General features: G+C 34.5%; 18 protein-coding genes. 3 read left to right on the plus strand and 15 right to left on the minus strand.

Features of this window, described 5'->3' with window-relative positions:
* Positions 1 to 8: 8 nt before the first annotated feature.
* From TAGGR_RS03110 to TAGGR_RS03170, 13 genes are all read right to left on the minus strand, one after another.
* The gene (locus TAGGR_RS03110; protein ID WP_059175895.1) at positions 9 to 1,322 is read right to left on the minus strand and encodes a FliI/YscN family ATPase; all 1,314 of its coding nucleotides are present in this window, start codon (positions 1,320 to 1,322) and stop codon (positions 9 to 11) included.
* Positions 1,294 to 1,959 (minus strand): FliH/SctL family protein, encoded by a 666-nt coding sequence (locus TAGGR_RS03115; protein ID WP_059175896.1) that lies wholly within the window; start codon positions 1,957 to 1,959, stop codon positions 1,294 to 1,296. Before TAGGR_RS03115 ends, TAGGR_RS03110 begins: the two co-directional genes overlap by 29 nt.
* Positions 1,949 to 2,929, minus strand: a complete 981-nt coding sequence (gene fliG, locus TAGGR_RS03120; protein WP_059175897.1) for a flagellar motor switch protein FliG — start codon at positions 2,927 to 2,929, stop codon at positions 1,949 to 1,951. Before fliG ends, TAGGR_RS03115 begins: the two co-directional genes overlap by 11 nt.
* Entirely contained in the window at positions 2,930 to 4,441 is a 1,512-nt protein-coding gene (gene fliF / locus TAGGR_RS03125) for a flagellar basal-body MS-ring/collar protein FliF (RefSeq protein WP_059175898.1), read from the minus strand. It lies immediately after the preceding gene.
* A 6-nt stretch (positions 4,442 to 4,447) separates the two neighbouring features.
* On the minus strand, positions 4,448 to 4,741 hold the full coding sequence (gene fliE / locus TAGGR_RS03130; protein ID WP_059175899.1) for a flagellar hook-basal body complex protein FliE: 294 nt from the start codon (positions 4,739 to 4,741) through the stop codon (positions 4,448 to 4,450).
* An 11-nt stretch (positions 4,742 to 4,752) separates the two neighbouring features.
* The gene (gene flgC / locus TAGGR_RS03135) at positions 4,753 to 5,160 is read right to left on the minus strand and encodes a flagellar basal body rod protein FlgC (RefSeq protein WP_059175900.1); all 408 of its coding nucleotides are present in this window, start codon (positions 5,158 to 5,160) and stop codon (positions 4,753 to 4,755) included.
* Complete coding sequence (gene flgB / locus TAGGR_RS03140) at positions 5,160 to 5,495, minus strand: flagellar basal body rod protein FlgB (RefSeq protein WP_059175901.1); 336 nt, start codon at positions 5,493 to 5,495, stop codon at positions 5,160 to 5,162. The genes flgC and flgB overlap by 1 nt, the downstream gene beginning before the upstream one ends.
* A 45-nt stretch (positions 5,496 to 5,540) precedes the next feature.
* A complete protein-coding gene (locus tag TAGGR_RS03145) occupies positions 5,541 to 6,812 on the minus strand; it encodes a sigma-54-dependent transcriptional regulator (protein ID WP_059175902.1) in 1,272 nt (423 codons plus the stop codon).
* Positions 6,809 to 7,891, minus strand: coding sequence for a two-component system sensor histidine kinase NtrB (locus TAGGR_RS03150; protein WP_059175903.1), 1,083 nt, complete (start codon positions 7,889 to 7,891; stop codon positions 6,809 to 6,811). The genes TAGGR_RS03145 and TAGGR_RS03150 overlap by 4 nt, the downstream gene beginning before the upstream one ends.
* Positions 7,888 to 9,474 carry a tetratricopeptide repeat protein gene (locus TAGGR_RS03155; protein ID WP_059175904.1) on the minus strand — a complete coding sequence of 529 codons (1,587 nt, stop codon included), beginning with the start codon at positions 9,472 to 9,474 and terminating at the stop codon, positions 7,888 to 7,890. The genes TAGGR_RS03150 and TAGGR_RS03155 overlap by 4 nt, the downstream gene beginning before the upstream one ends.
* The gene (locus tag TAGGR_RS03160) at positions 9,458 to 10,444 is read right to left on the minus strand and encodes a sigma-54 interaction domain-containing protein (protein WP_059175905.1); all 987 of its coding nucleotides are present in this window, start codon (positions 10,442 to 10,444) and stop codon (positions 9,458 to 9,460) included. The genes TAGGR_RS03155 and TAGGR_RS03160 overlap by 17 nt, the downstream gene beginning before the upstream one ends.
* Positions 10,445 to 10,518: 74 nt before the next feature.
* Positions 10,519 to 11,049 (minus strand): DUF6036 family nucleotidyltransferase, encoded by a 531-nt coding sequence (locus TAGGR_RS03165; RefSeq protein WP_059175906.1) that lies wholly within the window; start codon positions 11,047 to 11,049, stop codon positions 10,519 to 10,521.
* Positions 11,033 to 11,383: a hypothetical protein gene (locus tag TAGGR_RS03170; RefSeq protein ID WP_059175907.1), complete on the minus strand. Its 351-nt coding sequence runs from the start codon at positions 11,381 to 11,383 to the stop codon at positions 11,033 to 11,035. The genes TAGGR_RS03165 and TAGGR_RS03170 overlap by 17 nt, the downstream gene beginning before the upstream one ends.
* 73 nt (positions 11,384 to 11,456) lie before the next feature.
* Here TAGGR_RS03170 and tgt point away from each other — a divergent pair, with 73 nt between their 5' ends.
* Positions 11,457 to 12,596: a tRNA guanosine(34) transglycosylase Tgt gene (gene tgt / locus TAGGR_RS03175; protein ID WP_059175908.1), complete on the plus strand. Its 1,140-nt coding sequence runs from the start codon at positions 11,457 to 11,459 to the stop codon at positions 12,594 to 12,596.
* Here the strand turns inward: tgt and TAGGR_RS03180 are convergent.
* Complete coding sequence (locus TAGGR_RS03180) at positions 12,526 to 13,416, minus strand: SPL family radical SAM protein (protein WP_059175909.1); 891 nt, start codon at positions 13,414 to 13,416, stop codon at positions 12,526 to 12,528. The genes tgt and TAGGR_RS03180 overlap by 71 nt on opposite strands.
* A gap of 29 nt (positions 13,417 to 13,445) precedes the next feature.
* Here TAGGR_RS03180 and TAGGR_RS03185 point away from each other — a divergent pair, with 29 nt between their 5' ends.
* Complete coding sequence (locus TAGGR_RS03185; RefSeq protein ID WP_059175910.1) at positions 13,446 to 14,156, plus strand: ubiquinone/menaquinone biosynthesis methyltransferase; 711 nt, start codon at positions 13,446 to 13,448, stop codon at positions 14,154 to 14,156.
* Here the strand turns inward: TAGGR_RS03185 and TAGGR_RS03190 are convergent.
* Positions 14,153 to 14,764: a PAS domain-containing protein gene (locus TAGGR_RS03190; protein WP_082673537.1), complete on the minus strand. Its 612-nt coding sequence runs from the start codon at positions 14,762 to 14,764 to the stop codon at positions 14,153 to 14,155. The two genes, TAGGR_RS03185 and TAGGR_RS03190, sit on opposite strands and share 4 nt — an antisense overlap.
* A 91-nt stretch (positions 14,765 to 14,855) precedes the next feature.
* Here TAGGR_RS03190 and TAGGR_RS03195 point away from each other — a divergent pair.
* On the plus strand, positions 14,856 to 15,362 hold a 507-nt coding region (locus tag TAGGR_RS03195; protein ID WP_173636694.1), incomplete at its 3' end, for a transposase.

The following is a 15,362-nucleotide window of genomic DNA, read 5'->3' on the forward strand; positions in this document are numbered from 1 at the left end:
ATTCATCGTTATTCAAATAAACTGTAAAGCTGATCAAGGCTTTCCTGAAAACTAACCTTTTCGTTTAAATCCTGCCTCAAGAAGTTATTTATTTTGTCAATCATCTTAATTGCGTAATCAACCTGAGGATTTGTTCCTTCCTTATAGGCACCAATACTTATAATGTCCTCATATCTTGCATAGGTTGCAAGAACTTCCAAAAGTCTCTGAGAATATTTAAGGTGTTTTTCATCAATTATATCTTTCATTAATCTGCTAATACTTTTAAGTATATCAATTGCTGGATAGTGGTTCCTGTTTGCAAGTTCTCTACTTAGTACTATATGACCATCAAGAATCGATCTTGCAGCATCAGCAACAGGATCCGTAAGGTCGTCTCCTTCAACAAGAACTGTATATATTCCTGTTATTGAGCCACCATTTTTGGTAACCCCAACTCTTTCAAGAAGTTTAGGCATCAAATTGAAAACACTTGGAGGATATCCTTTCATTGTAGGAGGTTCACCTGCAGCAAGCCCTATTTCTCTCTGAGCCATTGCAAAACGGGTAAGTGAGTCCATAAGTAAGAGGACATCTTTTCCTTTTTCTCTAAAGTACTCTGCTATTGCAGTTGCCAGAAAAGCTCCTCTAATTCTTGCCAGTGCTGGGGTATCAGATGTTGAAACAACTACAACTGACTTTTTTAATCCTTCCTCTCCCAGATCATTCTCAATAAACTCTCTTACTTCTCTTCCGCGCTCACCAATGAGTGCTATCACATTTACATCTGCAGCTGTATATTTCGCAATCATTCCAAGAAGAACACTTTTTCCAACTCCACTTCCTGCCATAATTCCTATCTTTTGTCCCTTACCGCATGTTATCAATGAATTTATCGCTCTAATTCCGAGATCAAGAGGTTCTTTAATGATTTCTCTTTCAAGAGGATTTAAGGCTTCCCTGTAAATTGGGAAAGGTTTACCTCTTAGCGGTTCTCTACCATCAATAGGATTTCCTGTTCCATCAATTATTCTCCCAAGAATCTCATTGCTTATAGGAATATAGCTCTGTTTGCCTTTTACAGCAATTCTTGCTCCTGTTCTGATTCCATAGATCTCACCAAGAGGAGAAAGCAAAACTGTTCCATTCTTAAATCCTACGACCTCAGCTTCAACAGTATTTTCATCAGTAATTATCTCACATATATCTCCAATACTTGCAGTTATACCAACACTCTCAACAATGAGTCCAACAGCCTTTGTTACTTTACCATAAATTTTTACAGGATTTGTTTGTTCTAAAACTTTTTCAGCCTCATTGAGAAAGGACTGAATTGAGAGCATTTTCTATCTCCTTGAGTCTTTGCTCAATTGTTGAGACTATATGCTGTGATTGAGTCTCTATTGAACAGCCTCCCTTAGTAACTTCAGTTGATGGTTCTATTTGAAAGCGTGTGCTGTCAATTTCAAGCTCTCCAATCTTTTTAGAGATAAGACTATAATCGTCGGGATGAACTTTTATAATTATTTTTTCCTCGTTTATTGGAACTGATTCCAGAGCATCTTTAACTATTGATAAAGTAACTTCTCTGTCAAGTGAGATTTTTGTTGCCACCACTTTTTCAGCTATCTTAAACGAGAGTTTTAAGATTTGTGGAAGAAAAAACTCTATCTGCTTCTGTTTAAATTCTTTCAGTTCTTGAATAATCTTTTTAAAAATTTCTATGACCATTACAACTTCATTTGTTCTCTCTTTTATTTCATTCTGACTTTTTTCTAACCCTTCTTTATAACCTTTTGCGAACCCTTCATTAAATCCTGCTTCATAGCCTTTTTTAACTCCTTCAGCATAACCTTTTTTAAAACCCTCATCATAACTTTCCTTTATATTTTTTCCTCTGTTAAGTTTGTTATCATTGTTTTCAGGTGATTTTTCATCAAAGGAAAGAAGTGTATAAGGTTTTATTTCTTCAGGTGACAACTGCCTCTCCTCCTCTCTTGGCAACTACTATTTTGCCTTCTTCCTCAAGTTTTCTTGCTACTCTTACAATATTCATTTGAGCTTTTTCTATATCACTAACTCTAACTGGTCCTTTTGCTTCCATCTCTTCCTTGAGTATCTCAACTGCTCTACTTGACATATTTTTGAAGATTTTCTCTTTTAGTTCGTCAGAAGCCATTTTGAGTGCCAGTGCAAGATCATCAGTTGAAACTTCTTTAAGAATTGTCTGAATTCCTCTGTCATCAACATAAAGAAGGTCTTCAAATGTAAACATCAGTTTTCTTATTTCTTCAGCCAAAATTGGATCTTTTTCCTCAATGTTTTTGAGAATAAGTTCTTCACTTGTTCTATCCAGTTGATTAAGTATTTCAGCAACTGTTTTTACACCACCAATTCTTCTTGACTGTGTATATGAGCGAAGTTGACTCTGTAAAACATCTTCTAATTCACTCAAAATTGTAGGAGAAATTTGATCAAGATTTGCTATTCTTTCAGAGACTTCTATTTTAAGCTGTTCTGGAAACTTACTTAAAACTTCAGCTGCCTGAGTTGGCTCCAGATGAGCAAGCACTATTGCAATTGTTTGAGGATGCTCTCTCTGAAGCATTGTTGCAATTGATGCTGAGTCAAGCCATCTGAGAATATCAAAAGCACTCGCTCCACTTTCAATCTTACTTATGAGTTTTGCAGCCTGTTCTTCTCCAAAAGCTTTTGTAAGAATTGTTTTTATGTATTCTTCGTCAACTGTTACAGGAGCTGCACCGATTTTTTCTGAAAATTCTTTAAGTATTGCCTCTGCTTCCTCTGGGGTAAGTTTTATCCTTGACATCATGGGAATAATTCGGGCAAGTTCTATTGGATCAAAATGTTTAAAAAGTTCTGTTGCCGCATCTTCCCCAATTATGGAAAGAAAAGCTGCTACTTTTTCTATACCTGAAAATTTTCTCATTTACTCACTTATCCATTCTCTAAGAATTGCAACAACTTTCTTTGGATTAGTTTTAGCTATTTCTCTAATTTCTTCTTTTATATCCCTCTCTGACACTGAAGGAACGGCTTCTTCAGATATGATAACCTCTTTTTCTAAAACTTTTTTCTCAACAGGTTTTTTGAGTAATTCAATTAATGGTTTTACGATAAATAGAATTATCAACAAAACTATAATTATCGGTATTAGATATTTGAGAATCATTTTTGCCAGACCAATGTAATCAATCCCTGGTTTTTCCTCTGGTATAACTTCAAAGGGCATGCTTTCAACTATTACATAATCACCTCTTTCTTTATTATATCCGATAGCTGCCTGAACAAGCTCTTGATATTTTTTAACTTCCTCCTCACTTCTTGGAACATAAACTTTTTTCCCTTTTTCTTCCTTGTATGTTCCATCAACCAAAACTGCCACTGATAATTTTTTTATCTGTCCTGTAGATTGTAAGATTTTACTTATAGTTTTACTAACTTCGTAGTTTATATTTTCTTGTTGTTTTTGAGACTGTACACTTTGAGTAGTTGTCTGAGCAGCCTGACCGGGCTGATTTGAAAGAACTCCTGGAATTCCTCCTGTTTGAGGACCCATTGTTTTTTCCTGCATGCGCTGTTCCTGTCTGATAGCAATTGTGTCAGGATCAAACTTTTCTTCAAGTTTTTCAACTTTTGAAAAATCAATATCAGCAGAGACCCTTACAATTGCCTTTCCTTTTCCAACGATATTTTCAAGCATACTTTGAATATTTTTCTCGTATGTTTTTTCAATGTTTCTTTTATATTCAATCTGGGTGGCATCAACAAGTTGCGCAGGATCTTTAGGTGCAGAAAGAAGATTTCCGTATTGGTCAACGACAGTTACATACTGAGGAGAAAGACCTTCTACACTGCTTGATACAAGATGGATTATGCTTGAGACCTGTTCTTTTGAGAGACTTCTGCCTGGCTTGAGTTTGAGCACAACAGAGGCTGTTGGATGGTCTTCCTTTTCTGTAAAAATTGTTTTTTCTGGAATTGCTATATGAACTCTTACCTGATCAACTTCTTGAAGTTGCTTTATTGTTCTTTGAAGTTCACCCTGGAGAGCCCTTATATAGTTTACACGTTGAGAAAACTCTGTAAGTCCTATCTGAGTTTTGTCAAATATTTCAAAGCCTACTCCACCTCCTGATGGAATTCCTTGAGCAGCTAGTTCAAGTCTTAGTTCATGAACTTTGTCTGAAGGAACATAGATTGCGTTGTCTTTAACCTGATAGGGCACTTTTTTCTCTTTTAGCTTATTTATTACATTTCCTGCGTCTTCTGCAGTAAGATTTGTGTATAAAATCTGGTAATCCTGTTTTGGTAACCATAGAAGTAAAGTTAAAAGCATGGCAAAAACAATAACAACAAGACCGGCAAGAGCAAGCTTTCTGTTAAGAGGCATGTTTTTGATATTTTCTATGGTTGTTTTTATTCTGTCTGTAAGTGGCATTTTTTACTAAACCTGCATACGAGAAATTTCTTCATATGCTGTTATAACCTTGTTTCTGACCTGAATTAGTGTCTGAAGTGTAAGGTCAGCCTTTTGCATTGCCATAACAACTTGATGAATGCTTAATTCACCCTTGGCAAAGGCTTCAATTGCATTTTGAGCTTCTTTTTCTATCTGAGAAGCTTCCTTTATAGCATCCTTTAGAACCTGTTCAAAAGATTCTTTTTGAGCACCCTTTAAATTTTTTAGCTCTTCCAGACTCTTCCCTAAAATTTCACTTATGTTTTTTATCTCTGTCATCTATAAACCTCCTAAACCTTTAATATATCAACGGTTCTCATGAACATATCCTTGTATGAGTTTATCATTGTAAGATTTGCCTCATATGCCCTTGATGCAGAAATAAGATTGATCATTTCCTCCATTGGATTTACATTTGGATATCTTACATATCCGTCTTTATCTGCATCAGGATGTGATGGTTCATAAACAAGCCTCGGCGGTCTTGGATCTTCAACTATTTTGTAAACATCAACACCCTGAGAAATCTGATCATACATGTAAGTGATAAATAAAACATCCTTTCTGCGATAGGGACCTCCTTCAGGAGTTCTTGTAGAATTAATATTTGCAAGATTTGATGCAATAACATTGAGTCTTATTTTTTGTGCTTCAAGCCCTGTTGCCGATACTTTAAGAGGTAAAAAAAGATCTTTCATCATCTACCTCCTTTAATTGCATCTTTAAGCATGCGAATTCTTGTTGAAAGAAGTTGTGTTGCCGTATTATACATAAGCATCGTCTCTGCCACTTTTGTCATCTCTACTTCTATATTAACAGTATTCCCATCTCTGTTTGGCATTGTTGTCGGTGATTCGATGATTTCAAAACTGGAAGTTCCATCTTCAACTGCTTTTTTTAACTCTTCTTTGAAATTTATATCCTTTGCCTTGTAACCAGGAGTGTCTGCATTTGCTATGTTAGAGGCGAGAATTTTTTGCCTGTAGGTACATAAGTCCATTATTTTTTCAAGAATTTTTATTGAATTATCCATATTTCTCCACCCTCATTAAAAATTTAAGCAAAATTGATGCCGAAATTATAGATCTTTAAGTCCATATTCGTTTATCTTATTTCGCAGTGTTCTTACGCTTATTCCAAGAATTTTTGCCGCTTTTGTGCGATTTCCTCCAGTTTTTTTAAGGGCATCGATTATTAGATCTTTTTCTGCATCCTTTATTCTGCCAGCTTTTAATGATTTTTTCTCTTCATAAAAGACCTCATCTTCCGGAACTCTCAACTGCCCATCTGTACTGAGTACAGCAGTTCTATATATAAAGTTTTCAAGCTCTCTAACATTTCCCTGCCATTGTCTGTCAAGCAGATATTTTTTCATCTCCTCTGTAATTGTAAAACTTTTTGACATCTTATTTGAGAGTCTCTTTACGAAAAACTCAGCAAGTGGAATTATATCCTCAGTTCTTTCTCTGAGAGGAGGAATTCTTATTGGAAAAACATTTATTCTGTAAAAAAGATCTTCCCTGAAATTTCCTTTTTTTACTTCTTCCCACAGATCTCTGTTAGTTGTTGCGATGATTCTCACATCTACTGGAATAGGCTTTGTCCCACCAACTCGGTCAACTTCTTTTTCCTGAATGACTCTCAACAGCTTTGCCTGAAGCCTATATGCCATCTCACTTATTTCATCAAGAAGAATTGTTCCTTTATTGGCAAGTTCAAATTTGCCAGGTTTTCTTTCCGAAGCTCCTGTGAAAGCTCCTTTTTCGTGTCCAAAAAGTTCTGCTTCAAGAAGTGTTTCAGTTATAGCTGCACAATTTATTGCTACAAAAGGTTGATTTGCTCTTGGACTGTGTCTGTGAATATATCTTGCGATGACCTCTTTACCAACTCCGCTTTCTCCTGTAAGCAGAACTGTAATATCTGTTTTTGCTATCTCTCTTGCAATTTCAAGAATCCTTCTCATCTGCTTTGATTCCGCTACAATTTCACTCTCTTCAGGAATAAGTCTGAAAACAAGAGATTTAAGAGTATCCATTGAAAATGGTTTCATGATGTAGTCTACTGCACCAAGTTTCATTGCTTTTACAGCATCCTCAACTGAGCCATATCCTGTAATTACAATTACAGGAGTATAGATGCCTCTTTTCCTTATCTCAGCGAGAAACTCTAAACCATTCATCTTTGGCATCTTTACATCGGTTATTATCAGCGAAAAATCACTTAGATTAACTGTTGAAAGAACATGAGTTGGGTCTCTATAAAATTGAGGATTAAAACCAAAACGGGACATTGCCTCTTTAAGGGCAAAGCCCATGTCAGGTTCATCATCTATTATCAGAACTGACTTCATCTCAAAGGTAAATAAATTGCAAATTCTGTGCCTGCATTAATTTCGCTTTTTACCTCTATTTTCCCTGAATGAGCAGAGACTATGCTCTGTGTTATACTCAAACCAAGTCCTGTACCTCTATCTTTTGTGGAAAAGAATGGATCAAAGATTCTTTCAACTATCTCACTGTCAATTCCATGACCTGTATCTTTTATACTGATTTTGACAAATTCTACATCATTGAATGCATCAAATATAATTTTTCCACCTTCTGGCATTGCCTGATAGGCATTAACAATAATATTTATCAAAGCCTGCCTAATAAGAGCATAATCAAGATTGAGAAAAATTTTATCTTTTATTCTATTTTCTATCTCAATTGAGGCTCTTGTGAAGAGTTCATGAAAGTCATTAATTATCTCATTAATCAAATCATTCAGGCATACAGGACTTTTTTTTGGAACAATTCCTCTTGTAAAGCTGAGCATGTTTTCAAGGGTATTTCTTAACATCTTAACAGAACTTGAAATCCTTTTTGCATAATCTCCATGAATTGACTCTTTCAGGTCTTCAGCTATCATATTGGCAAAAAGTTCAATACTTCCAAGAGGATTTCTTATTTCATGAGCTATTTTCATAACAAGAGAACCCATTGCACTGAGTCTTCTGTTTCTCTCATTTTCTGCTTCAAGTTCTTTTATTCTTGTAATATCTTTACAGAGAAAGACATGTCCTATCTTGTTTCCTTCTGAGTCAACAACATCTGATTGAGAAACTATTGCATAAAAAGGCTTTTTAGAATTGGGATAAATGAGATCACCTTCTATTTTTATAGGCAATTCTCTTTTGCCTATAACATCTTCTGCTTTAACATTAAAAAGTTTCTCTCCTGCCCTATTGATTAATCTGATGACACCTTCACTGTCAAAAAATACAACAGCTATGTCAATGCTTTCAATTATGCTGCTTAGGAGTCTTTTTTTCTGCTCAACTTCCTCAGTAAGAAGCCTGACTTTTTCCTCAAGAAGGCTGTAATATTTTATTAAAGCTTCTGAGGCTGTGTTAATCTTTAATATTGCTTCATTTAAAAGCTCTTTCATGGCTTATGAAGAAGTGCCTTTGCTGCTTCTGAGAGTTGTCCGCCTGAATTTGCAACTTTTTCAAGATATGTTTTGTCAGGAGCAAGCTTTCCATACTGATAATATGCCCACATCAGAGAATTGCTGTCCTTTATTCCAGTGTCTATTGCTCTTTTGTAGTACTTAACTGCTTCTTTTATTTTTTTTGAAAGATAAAAGTAGTCAGCTGCTTTAAGGGACGCCTCTGCATTACCAAGTTTAGATGCTTCAAGCCAGTAGTGAATGGCTTTTTTGCTATCTCCATTTGAGTATTCAAGATCTCCAAGAAGGGTTAAAATTTCAGGGTCTTTTATTGATTTTGAAATTTTTCTTAGTAAAGTGAGTGCAGTTTGCCTGTCTCCTTCCCTGTCAAGTATCTGTGCATAAAGGGCAGTTGCTTCAGGATTTTTATCTTTAACAGACTCTAAAATTTTCTTCGCCTCTTTGAGATTACCCTCTTTTATCAAAATTTTTGAGTAAGGAATGATTGCTTCTGCCTTTCTTGGTCCTGTCTGAATTTTTCTCAGCAGATTTTTAGCTTCCCTGTATTTTCCCTGAGAAATGAGAAATTGAGCTGCCTGAGAAAGTAAAGCTGAATCTGCAGATAAAAAAGGATAGATTTTAACGATATAATCTGAAGCTTTTTGAGGATTGTCGTGCATAACAGTTTTTAAAAAATCCTCAATTTTTTCGTTTTTAAGCTTTCTATCTCTAAATACGAAAAGCATTTTTAATGCCTCATCATAGTCTTTAATGTTCATGTATATCGAATAAATCTTCAACTTAACATCATCATTAGGTATATAAAAATAAATCTCTTTTCCTATTTTCAGTGCTTCTTGAGTTTTCCCCTGCTCAAGATAAATGTCAAATAGCATTCTTTTCGCTTTAACAGTATCATAGAGTTTTTTTGATTTTTCAATGTATTTTTTCAAAACATTTTCTGCCTCTGAAAATTTCTTTGCTTTTATTAAAATGTCAGCCCTATCAAGTTCATAAATAGTTTGTTTCAGTTTCACATTTTTATTGAACTCCTTTAGAGCTTCTTCTGTTTTGCCTATGGCAGCAAGGTATTTTATCCTCAAAAGTGCTGTTTCTGGCTCATTGAAATCTTTTTTATCAAGTTTTTGAAGGACTGCCTCTACTGTTTTCAAATCACCTTTGTAAAAAGCCACCCAGCCTTTGCCAATCAATGCCTGTTTTTCAAAAGGTTGTTGAACTTTCTCAAGATATTGCTCTGCTTCTTTTAGTTTTCCTAACTTTAAATAGGTTAATCCCATATAGAGATTTGCTTCATTCAAAGTTGGAGAATCTTTAAAATCTCTCAAAAGTCGCTTTAGAGGAATTGTTACCTCATAGTAATTTCCTAAAAAGTATTCTGCCTTTGCAAGCCCCAAAAGAGCTCTGTCTGCAAGTTTGGGGTCTTCAATGAATTTCTTAAAAAACTCCTTTGCCTGCAAGTAGTTTTCAGTTTTTAAAAAATCTTCACCTCTTTTAAGAGGATCTTCTGCATAGGCAAAAGCAGAAATAAAAAAAATGAGAATGATGCTAATCAAAGTTTTCATTGTCTTTTATTCCAAGTCTTTTCATCTTTTCAATGAGTGTTGTCCTATTAATATTCAGATACTTTGCTGCTCTGCTTTTAACCCATCCATTTAAGTTTAGTGCGTGTAGAATTAATTTTTTCTCGTAATCCCTTAAAACTTCGTTAAGATCTATTCCAGAACTAAAGGGGTTTAAGTCGTCGGAGACTGCCTTTGGAAGTAAATTCTCGCCAAATCTTATTCTTTCAGGAATGTCTTCGACGCTTACTGTTCCACCATCATTTAAAACATAAAGTCTTTCAATTAAATTTTCAAGTTCTCTAACATTTCCAGGCCAGTGATAGTTTAAGAAAATCTCCATCACCTGTGAGTTAATTTTGAGTGAATAACCAAATTTTTTTGAAAATTTATCAATAAAATAGTCACAGAGAAGTGGAATATCTTCTTTTCTTTCCCTTAAAGGAGGAATTACCACAGGAACAACATTCAGTCTCCAGAAAAGGTCTTCTCTGAACCTTCCTTCTTTTACTTCATTTTCTAAATTTTTGTTTGTGGCTGCTATGATTCGGACATCAACCTGTATAGATTTCGTTCCTCCTATTCTTTCAAAGCTTCTGTCCTGAATTACTCTCAATATCTTTACCTGAAGATGAAGTGGCATATCACCTATCTCGTCAAGAAAGATTGTGCCTTCATTGGCAAGTTCAAATCTTCCCTGACGGGTAGTGGAAGCTCCTGTGAAAGCTCCTTTTTCGTATCCAAAAAGTTCTGCTTCAAGAAGTTCTGAAGGTATGGCAGCACAGTTTACAGGAATAAAAGGTTTTTCACCTCTTTGACTTTTCTGATGAATCATCTTCGCAACAAGCTCTTTACCTGTTCCAGACTCTCCCATTATTAAAACAGTGCTATCTGTTTTTGAGAGTTTATCAATGAGTGTTAGAACTCTCTGAATTTGAATAGACTGCCCAACAATAACAACTTTATCATTCATGTCATAAATATGACATATAGAAAACTAATTTTTCAATAAGAATTTTCAAATGATTTAATCTTCTGAGTAACTTTTTATCTTGTTTCGTAATGATTTATTTTGCTGATAAGATATTGAAGTTTTTTTCTAAAAAAAAGAGTCTCCGGATCCTTTGGATATTTAATGAGATTAGCTCTCTTAAGAATTTCATCTTTTGAAATTTTGTATTTTTCTACAATTTTTATAATATCACTGAAATCTTCTTCTGTTCCTCTGAGAAGTTTGCTGAAGATAAAATCTAAAGGGTCAAGAATTTTCAATCTTAAATTTTCTGTTTCATATACTGTTTTAGCTCTTTTTCTATAACCTTCTGGCAAAGGTATTATCCCCCATCCACTTATATTTTCACTCAAATTAAAGCTTAGTTTCTCATTTTTTAAAAAATCTATCAGCTCAAAGTATATTTCTTCACTGCATTGGATTTCTCCATCAATATCTGTTGTATATCTGGAACTTCCGTAAAACTCCATTGCAAGTCCTCCAATCAGAATTATTTCAGCAAAAGCTCCTTTGCTCTTTAGAAAATTTTCTATCTTTTCTATGTAAAACTTAGCATAGCCCTTCATGAATTAAACCTTTGATAAAGTTTCTTCTATTTTGCATGTAATTTTTGAGCTTTACTCTATAGTAAGATATGATACCTTTTTTATGTAATTGTTCCAGTGGAATATTTGTCGGAAAAATCCAATTAAAGGCAAGATACCAGCTAAGAGCATCCTCAAATGCTTTTTTAATCTTTGCGTTTTCAACATAAGGGAACAAAACATTTACAATATCTGGATTAACTATTATCTCTATCCAGAGATGATTTAAAAGTCTTTCATCACAAATAAGTTCCTCAATACTCTCTATATGTTTCTTTGATATAGATTGGAGATATTTAAAATTAATTGCGTTCATGGTTTATTTTAGCTGCTTTTTATAGAGTTTTTCAAAAATGTTATTATTCTCTTCAAACTGTTAAAATATTTAAATGCAGTTTAAAATTCTGAAGAAAGATGGATTTGCCCGCACAGCTCTGCTTGAAACAAAACGGGGTGTTATTCATACACCTGCTTTTATGCCTGTTGGAACAAATGGAACAGTTAAAGCAATGACTCCAGAGGAAGTAAGAGACATTGGATATGAAATAATACTCTCAAATACCTATCATCTCTATCTAAGACCGGGGCATGAGACAATTAAAGAAATTGGTGGAATTCACAGATTTATCAACTGGCAGGGACCAATTCTTACAGATAGTGGTGGATTTCAGATTTACAGCCTTGCCTCTTTAAGAAAGATAACCTCAGAGGGAGTTGAATTTCGCTCCCATATTGATGGCTCCCTTCATTTTATATCTCCTGAAAGGGCTATTGAGATTCAGATCGCATTGGGTTCGGACATAATGATGGTTTTTGATGAATGTGTTCCCTATCCAGCAGAAAAGCAGTATGTTGAAAAATCTATAAAACTCACAAAGGATTGGGCAGAGCGATGTAAAAACTACTTTGAAAAACAAAGAACCAATCAATCTCTTTTTGGTATCATCCAGGGTGGAGTTTATGATGATTTAAGAGAAAAATCTCTTGAGGAAATCGTAAAAATAGGTTTTGATGGGTATGCTATTGGTGGTTTAAGTGTGGGAGAGCCGAAAGAGGATATGTACAGGGTGGTAAAAAATGTTACTCCTTTAATGCCAGAAGACAAGCCCCGTTATTTGATGGGAGTTGGTGACCTAATAGATGTCCTTCATGCTGTTGAACATGGGATTGACATGTTTGACTGTGTAATGCCAACAAGAAATGCAAGAAATGGAACACTTTTTACTTCTCGGGGAAGGATAAGTATAAAAAGAAGTGAGTTTAAAGATGATTCAACTGCTCTTGATCCAGAGTGTGATTGTTATACCTGCAGAAACTATACAAAAGCTTTCTTAAGGCATCTTTACATGTGCAGAGAAATTCTCTCAATGAGGCTTAATACAATTCATAATCTTTACTTTTACTGCAAATTCTTTGAAAAAATGAGAACTGCCATAGCTGAGGGAAGATTTCAGGATTTTAAAAAAGAGTGGCTACCTGTTCTTGAGAAAAACTTTTCTTCTGAGCCAGATGACTTCCATCACAGCTAAGAGCATTGGTTAACTCAGGGAATCCTTCTCTACATGAAGAAAAAGTCAAAGAGAGAGAATCGCATATTTTTCTTACTTTGAGCATTAATTGTTTTCTTAAAGACTCAGGTAAATACCAGGAGTTTGAGTACTTTTTCCCGTCTCTGAAATAAAGTTCCTTGATTTTTTTAGCTTCTTCAGGAAAAGCTTTAGATATTTTTATCCAACTATCCCATCTTGGTTTAAAGGTGCTTGCCGTGATGTGTCTTACACCACAGTTTTTTGCCTCCTTAAGTATTTTTTCAATCTCATCTTCATTTATATAGGGAATAATTGGGTCTAGTCTTATGCCAACAGGTATTCCTTCTTTACTTACCCTTTCGGCTGCCTTGAGTCTCTCAAAGGATGAAGGAGCATTTGGCTCAAGAGAACTCTCATATTTAAAGGTTGTTACTGTAAATGTCACAGAGGAAGGGATTTCTTTCAGTAAATCAATGTCTCTTAAGACTATATTGCTTTTTGTTATGATAAGAACTCTCATATTATGCTCTTTAAAGATTTCAAGACATTTTCTTGTAATCTCTTTATCTTTTTCTATTGGTGGATAGGGATCTGAAGTATTGGATAATGAAATCAGAGAACCTTCAGGAATTTTTTTTATCTCCCTTTTTAGAGTTTTAATAAGAGCCCTTTTTTCTCTTAAATGGAAAAAATCTTTTATGTATGAGGATGCATAACAGTAAAGGCATCGGTGAGCACATCCTGTGTAAGGATTCAGTGAATACTTTGGTGGACATGTGCAGAGTTCACTTTTCCAAGGATCAAAGGGACGAAGATACATAAATTATTATGCTATAATTTCTGATGTATATGAAAGAGGAGAAAACAATAAAAACAATGTTCGACAGAATTGTCCTTAGATATGACCTCCTAAATCACCTTCTTTCATTTGGGCAGGATATTATCTGGAGAAAAAAGATGGCAGAAGAGGCAGTAAACAATTTTAATTCAAGGTTCAAAGTTCAAGGTTCAAAGATTGTTTTGGATCTTGCAACAGGCACAGCAGACTCTGCCATAGCAATTTTAAAAAAAAGAGTTAAAGTTGTAGGTGTTGATATAAGTTATGAGATGTTGAAGGCTGGAAATAAAAAGATAAAAAATAAGTTCGAAAACTGCCTTTTTTATCCTATCGTTGCTTCTGGTTATCAACTGCCTTTTAAGAATAACAGTTTTGATGCAGTTACTTGTGCTTTTGGAATAAGAAATATGCATGAAACAAAGCTTGCTCTGGCTGAGATTTACAGAATACTTAAAAACGGAGGAAGAATTGTTATTCTTGAATTTTCCCTGCCTGAAAATATATTTCGTAAACCCTATCTGTTTTATCTGAAGAAAATAATTCCAGCTATAGCATCCCTTTTTTCTGTACGTTCTGCCTATGAATATCTTGGCTCTTCAATTGAGAGATTTTATAAACCTCGGGATTTTGTAAGATTACTCGAAGACTCTGGATTTAAAAATCCTAAAGCCATTCCCTTAAGCTATGGGTGTGTGTATATTTATATTGGGGAAAAGTTTTAAATAATATCTTTAGTTTTTCTTGTCTCTTCTATTTCCTTTTTCATTTTTTCATAACAGTCAGGGCAGATGCTGTGAGAGAAATCTGCTTCTGTATGTTCTTTTAAATAAGTTTCAAGCTTTATCCAGTACCCTTCATCATTTCTTATTTTCTTGCACCATGCGCAAATTGGAATTAAGCCTTTCAATGTTTTTACGTTTTCCAGGGCTTTTTGAAGTTCTTTAATGAGTTTTTCCCTATTTTCGTCATAAACCTTTTTATCTGTTATGTCCTCTCCTGCACTAACTGTAGCAACTATATTGCCCTTTGCATCTCTTAAAACAGTATTATGCCAGACAAAAATTCGTTCGGAGCCATCTTTTCTTAAAACTTTATTTTCAAAGTAACCAGCAATTTCAGTCTCTCCCGAGATTACACTCTCAAAAACTATTTTAACGCCTTCCCTTTCCTTTTCAGGGATTACAGTCTCAAACCAATTTTTCCCTAACAATTCTTCCTTTGTATAGCCTAATTTTTCTGCACCTTTTTGGTTAATTAGAATAATATTTCCATTTTTATCCAAAACAACGAAAACGAGTTCAAGAACTTCTATATATGGGTAGTGTAAAATTTTTTATGTGTAAAATTGACAGAGCAATAAAAGAGGGTGTATCCTCCATTAATTTAACCAAAAATCAAACAAAGAAAGGAGGAATACACCCATGAAAGAAAAACCTTTAACTAATTTAAGATTACCAGATTTATGGAAAGAATTCAACAGTAATTTTAATGAATCCTTCTGGGAAGAATTTGAACAAAAAATGAAGTTAATGAAGAAAAAGTTTATTGAATTAGCATTACAAGAGGAGATAACAGCACTTACAGGGGCTCAAAAATATGAAAGAACCCCAGAGAGAGTTTACCGTAGGAATGGATACTGGAAGAGATACATAAGAAGGCAAAGCCAGATAGATGAGATACTAAAGCAGATATTTATTTATGGAGCATCAACACGACTTACAGCTAAAGCCTTAAAACCACTTATTGGAGAAGTATCAGCTCAAACAATATCAAACATAGCAAAAAGTCTTGATGAGGATGTAAAGAAATTTCATCGGAGAGAAATTACTGAAAAGTATATGTATCTATTTTTAGATGCCATAGTTCTTAAGATTAAGACAGGTATAGGTTCTAAGAGCAGGGCTGTTTTAGCGGCATATGGAGTAACA

Origin of the sequence: Thermodesulfovibrio aggregans, assembly GCF_001514535.1 — a bacterium.
GTDB classification, from domain to species: domain Bacteria; phylum Nitrospirota; class Thermodesulfovibrionia; order Thermodesulfovibrionales; family Thermodesulfovibrionaceae; genus Thermodesulfovibrio; species Thermodesulfovibrio aggregans.

Coding starts and splice junctions, on each gene's coding strand:
- fliG (WP_059175897.1), bottom strand. CDS start 2,929: ATGAGAAAATTTTCAGGTATAGAAAAAGTAGCAGCTTTTCTTTCCATA.
- tgt (WP_059175908.1), top strand. CDS start 11,457: ATGCAGTTTAAAATTCTGAAGAAAGATGGATTTGCCCGCACAGCTCTG.
- fliF (WP_059175898.1), bottom strand. CDS start 4,441: ATGCCACTTACAGACAGAATAAAAACAACCATAGAAAATATCAAAAAC.
- TAGGR_RS03110 (WP_059175895.1), bottom strand. CDS start 1,322: ATGCTCTCAATTCAGTCCTTTCTCAATGAGGCTGAAAAAGTTTTAGAA.
- fliE (WP_059175899.1), bottom strand. CDS start 4,741: ATGACAGAGATAAAAAACATAAGTGAAATTTTAGGGAAGAGTCTGGAA.
- TAGGR_RS03155 (WP_059175904.1), bottom strand. CDS start 9,474: ATGAAAACTTTGATTAGCATCATTCTCATTTTTTTTATTTCTGCTTTT.
- TAGGR_RS03150 (WP_059175903.1), bottom strand. CDS start 7,891: ATGAAAGAGCTTTTAAATGAAGCAATATTAAAGATTAACACAGCCTCA.
- TAGGR_RS03185 (WP_059175910.1), top strand. CDS start 13,446: ATGAAAGAGGAGAAAACAATAAAAACAATGTTCGACAGAATTGTCCTT.
- flgC (WP_059175900.1), bottom strand. CDS start 5,160: ATGAAAGATCTTTTTTTACCTCTTAAAGTATCGGCAACAGGGCTTGAA.
- flgB (WP_059175901.1), bottom strand. CDS start 5,495: ATGGATAATTCAATAAAAATTCTTGAAAAAATAATGGACTTATGTACC.
- TAGGR_RS03170 (WP_059175907.1), bottom strand. CDS start 11,383: ATGAACGCAATTAATTTTAAATATCTCCAATCTATATCAAAGAAACAT.
- TAGGR_RS03165 (WP_059175906.1), bottom strand. CDS start 11,049: ATGAAGGGCTATGCTAAGTTTTACATAGAAAAGATAGAAAATTTTCTA.
- TAGGR_RS03145 (WP_059175902.1), bottom strand. CDS start 6,812: ATGAAGTCAGTTCTGATAATAGATGATGAACCTGACATGGGCTTTGCC.
- TAGGR_RS03180 (WP_059175909.1), bottom strand. CDS start 13,416: ATGTATCTTCGTCCCTTTGATCCTTGGAAAAGTGAACTCTGCACATGT.
- TAGGR_RS03160 (WP_059175905.1), bottom strand. CDS start 10,444: ATGAATGATAAAGTTGTTATTGTTGGGCAGTCTATTCAAATTCAGAGA.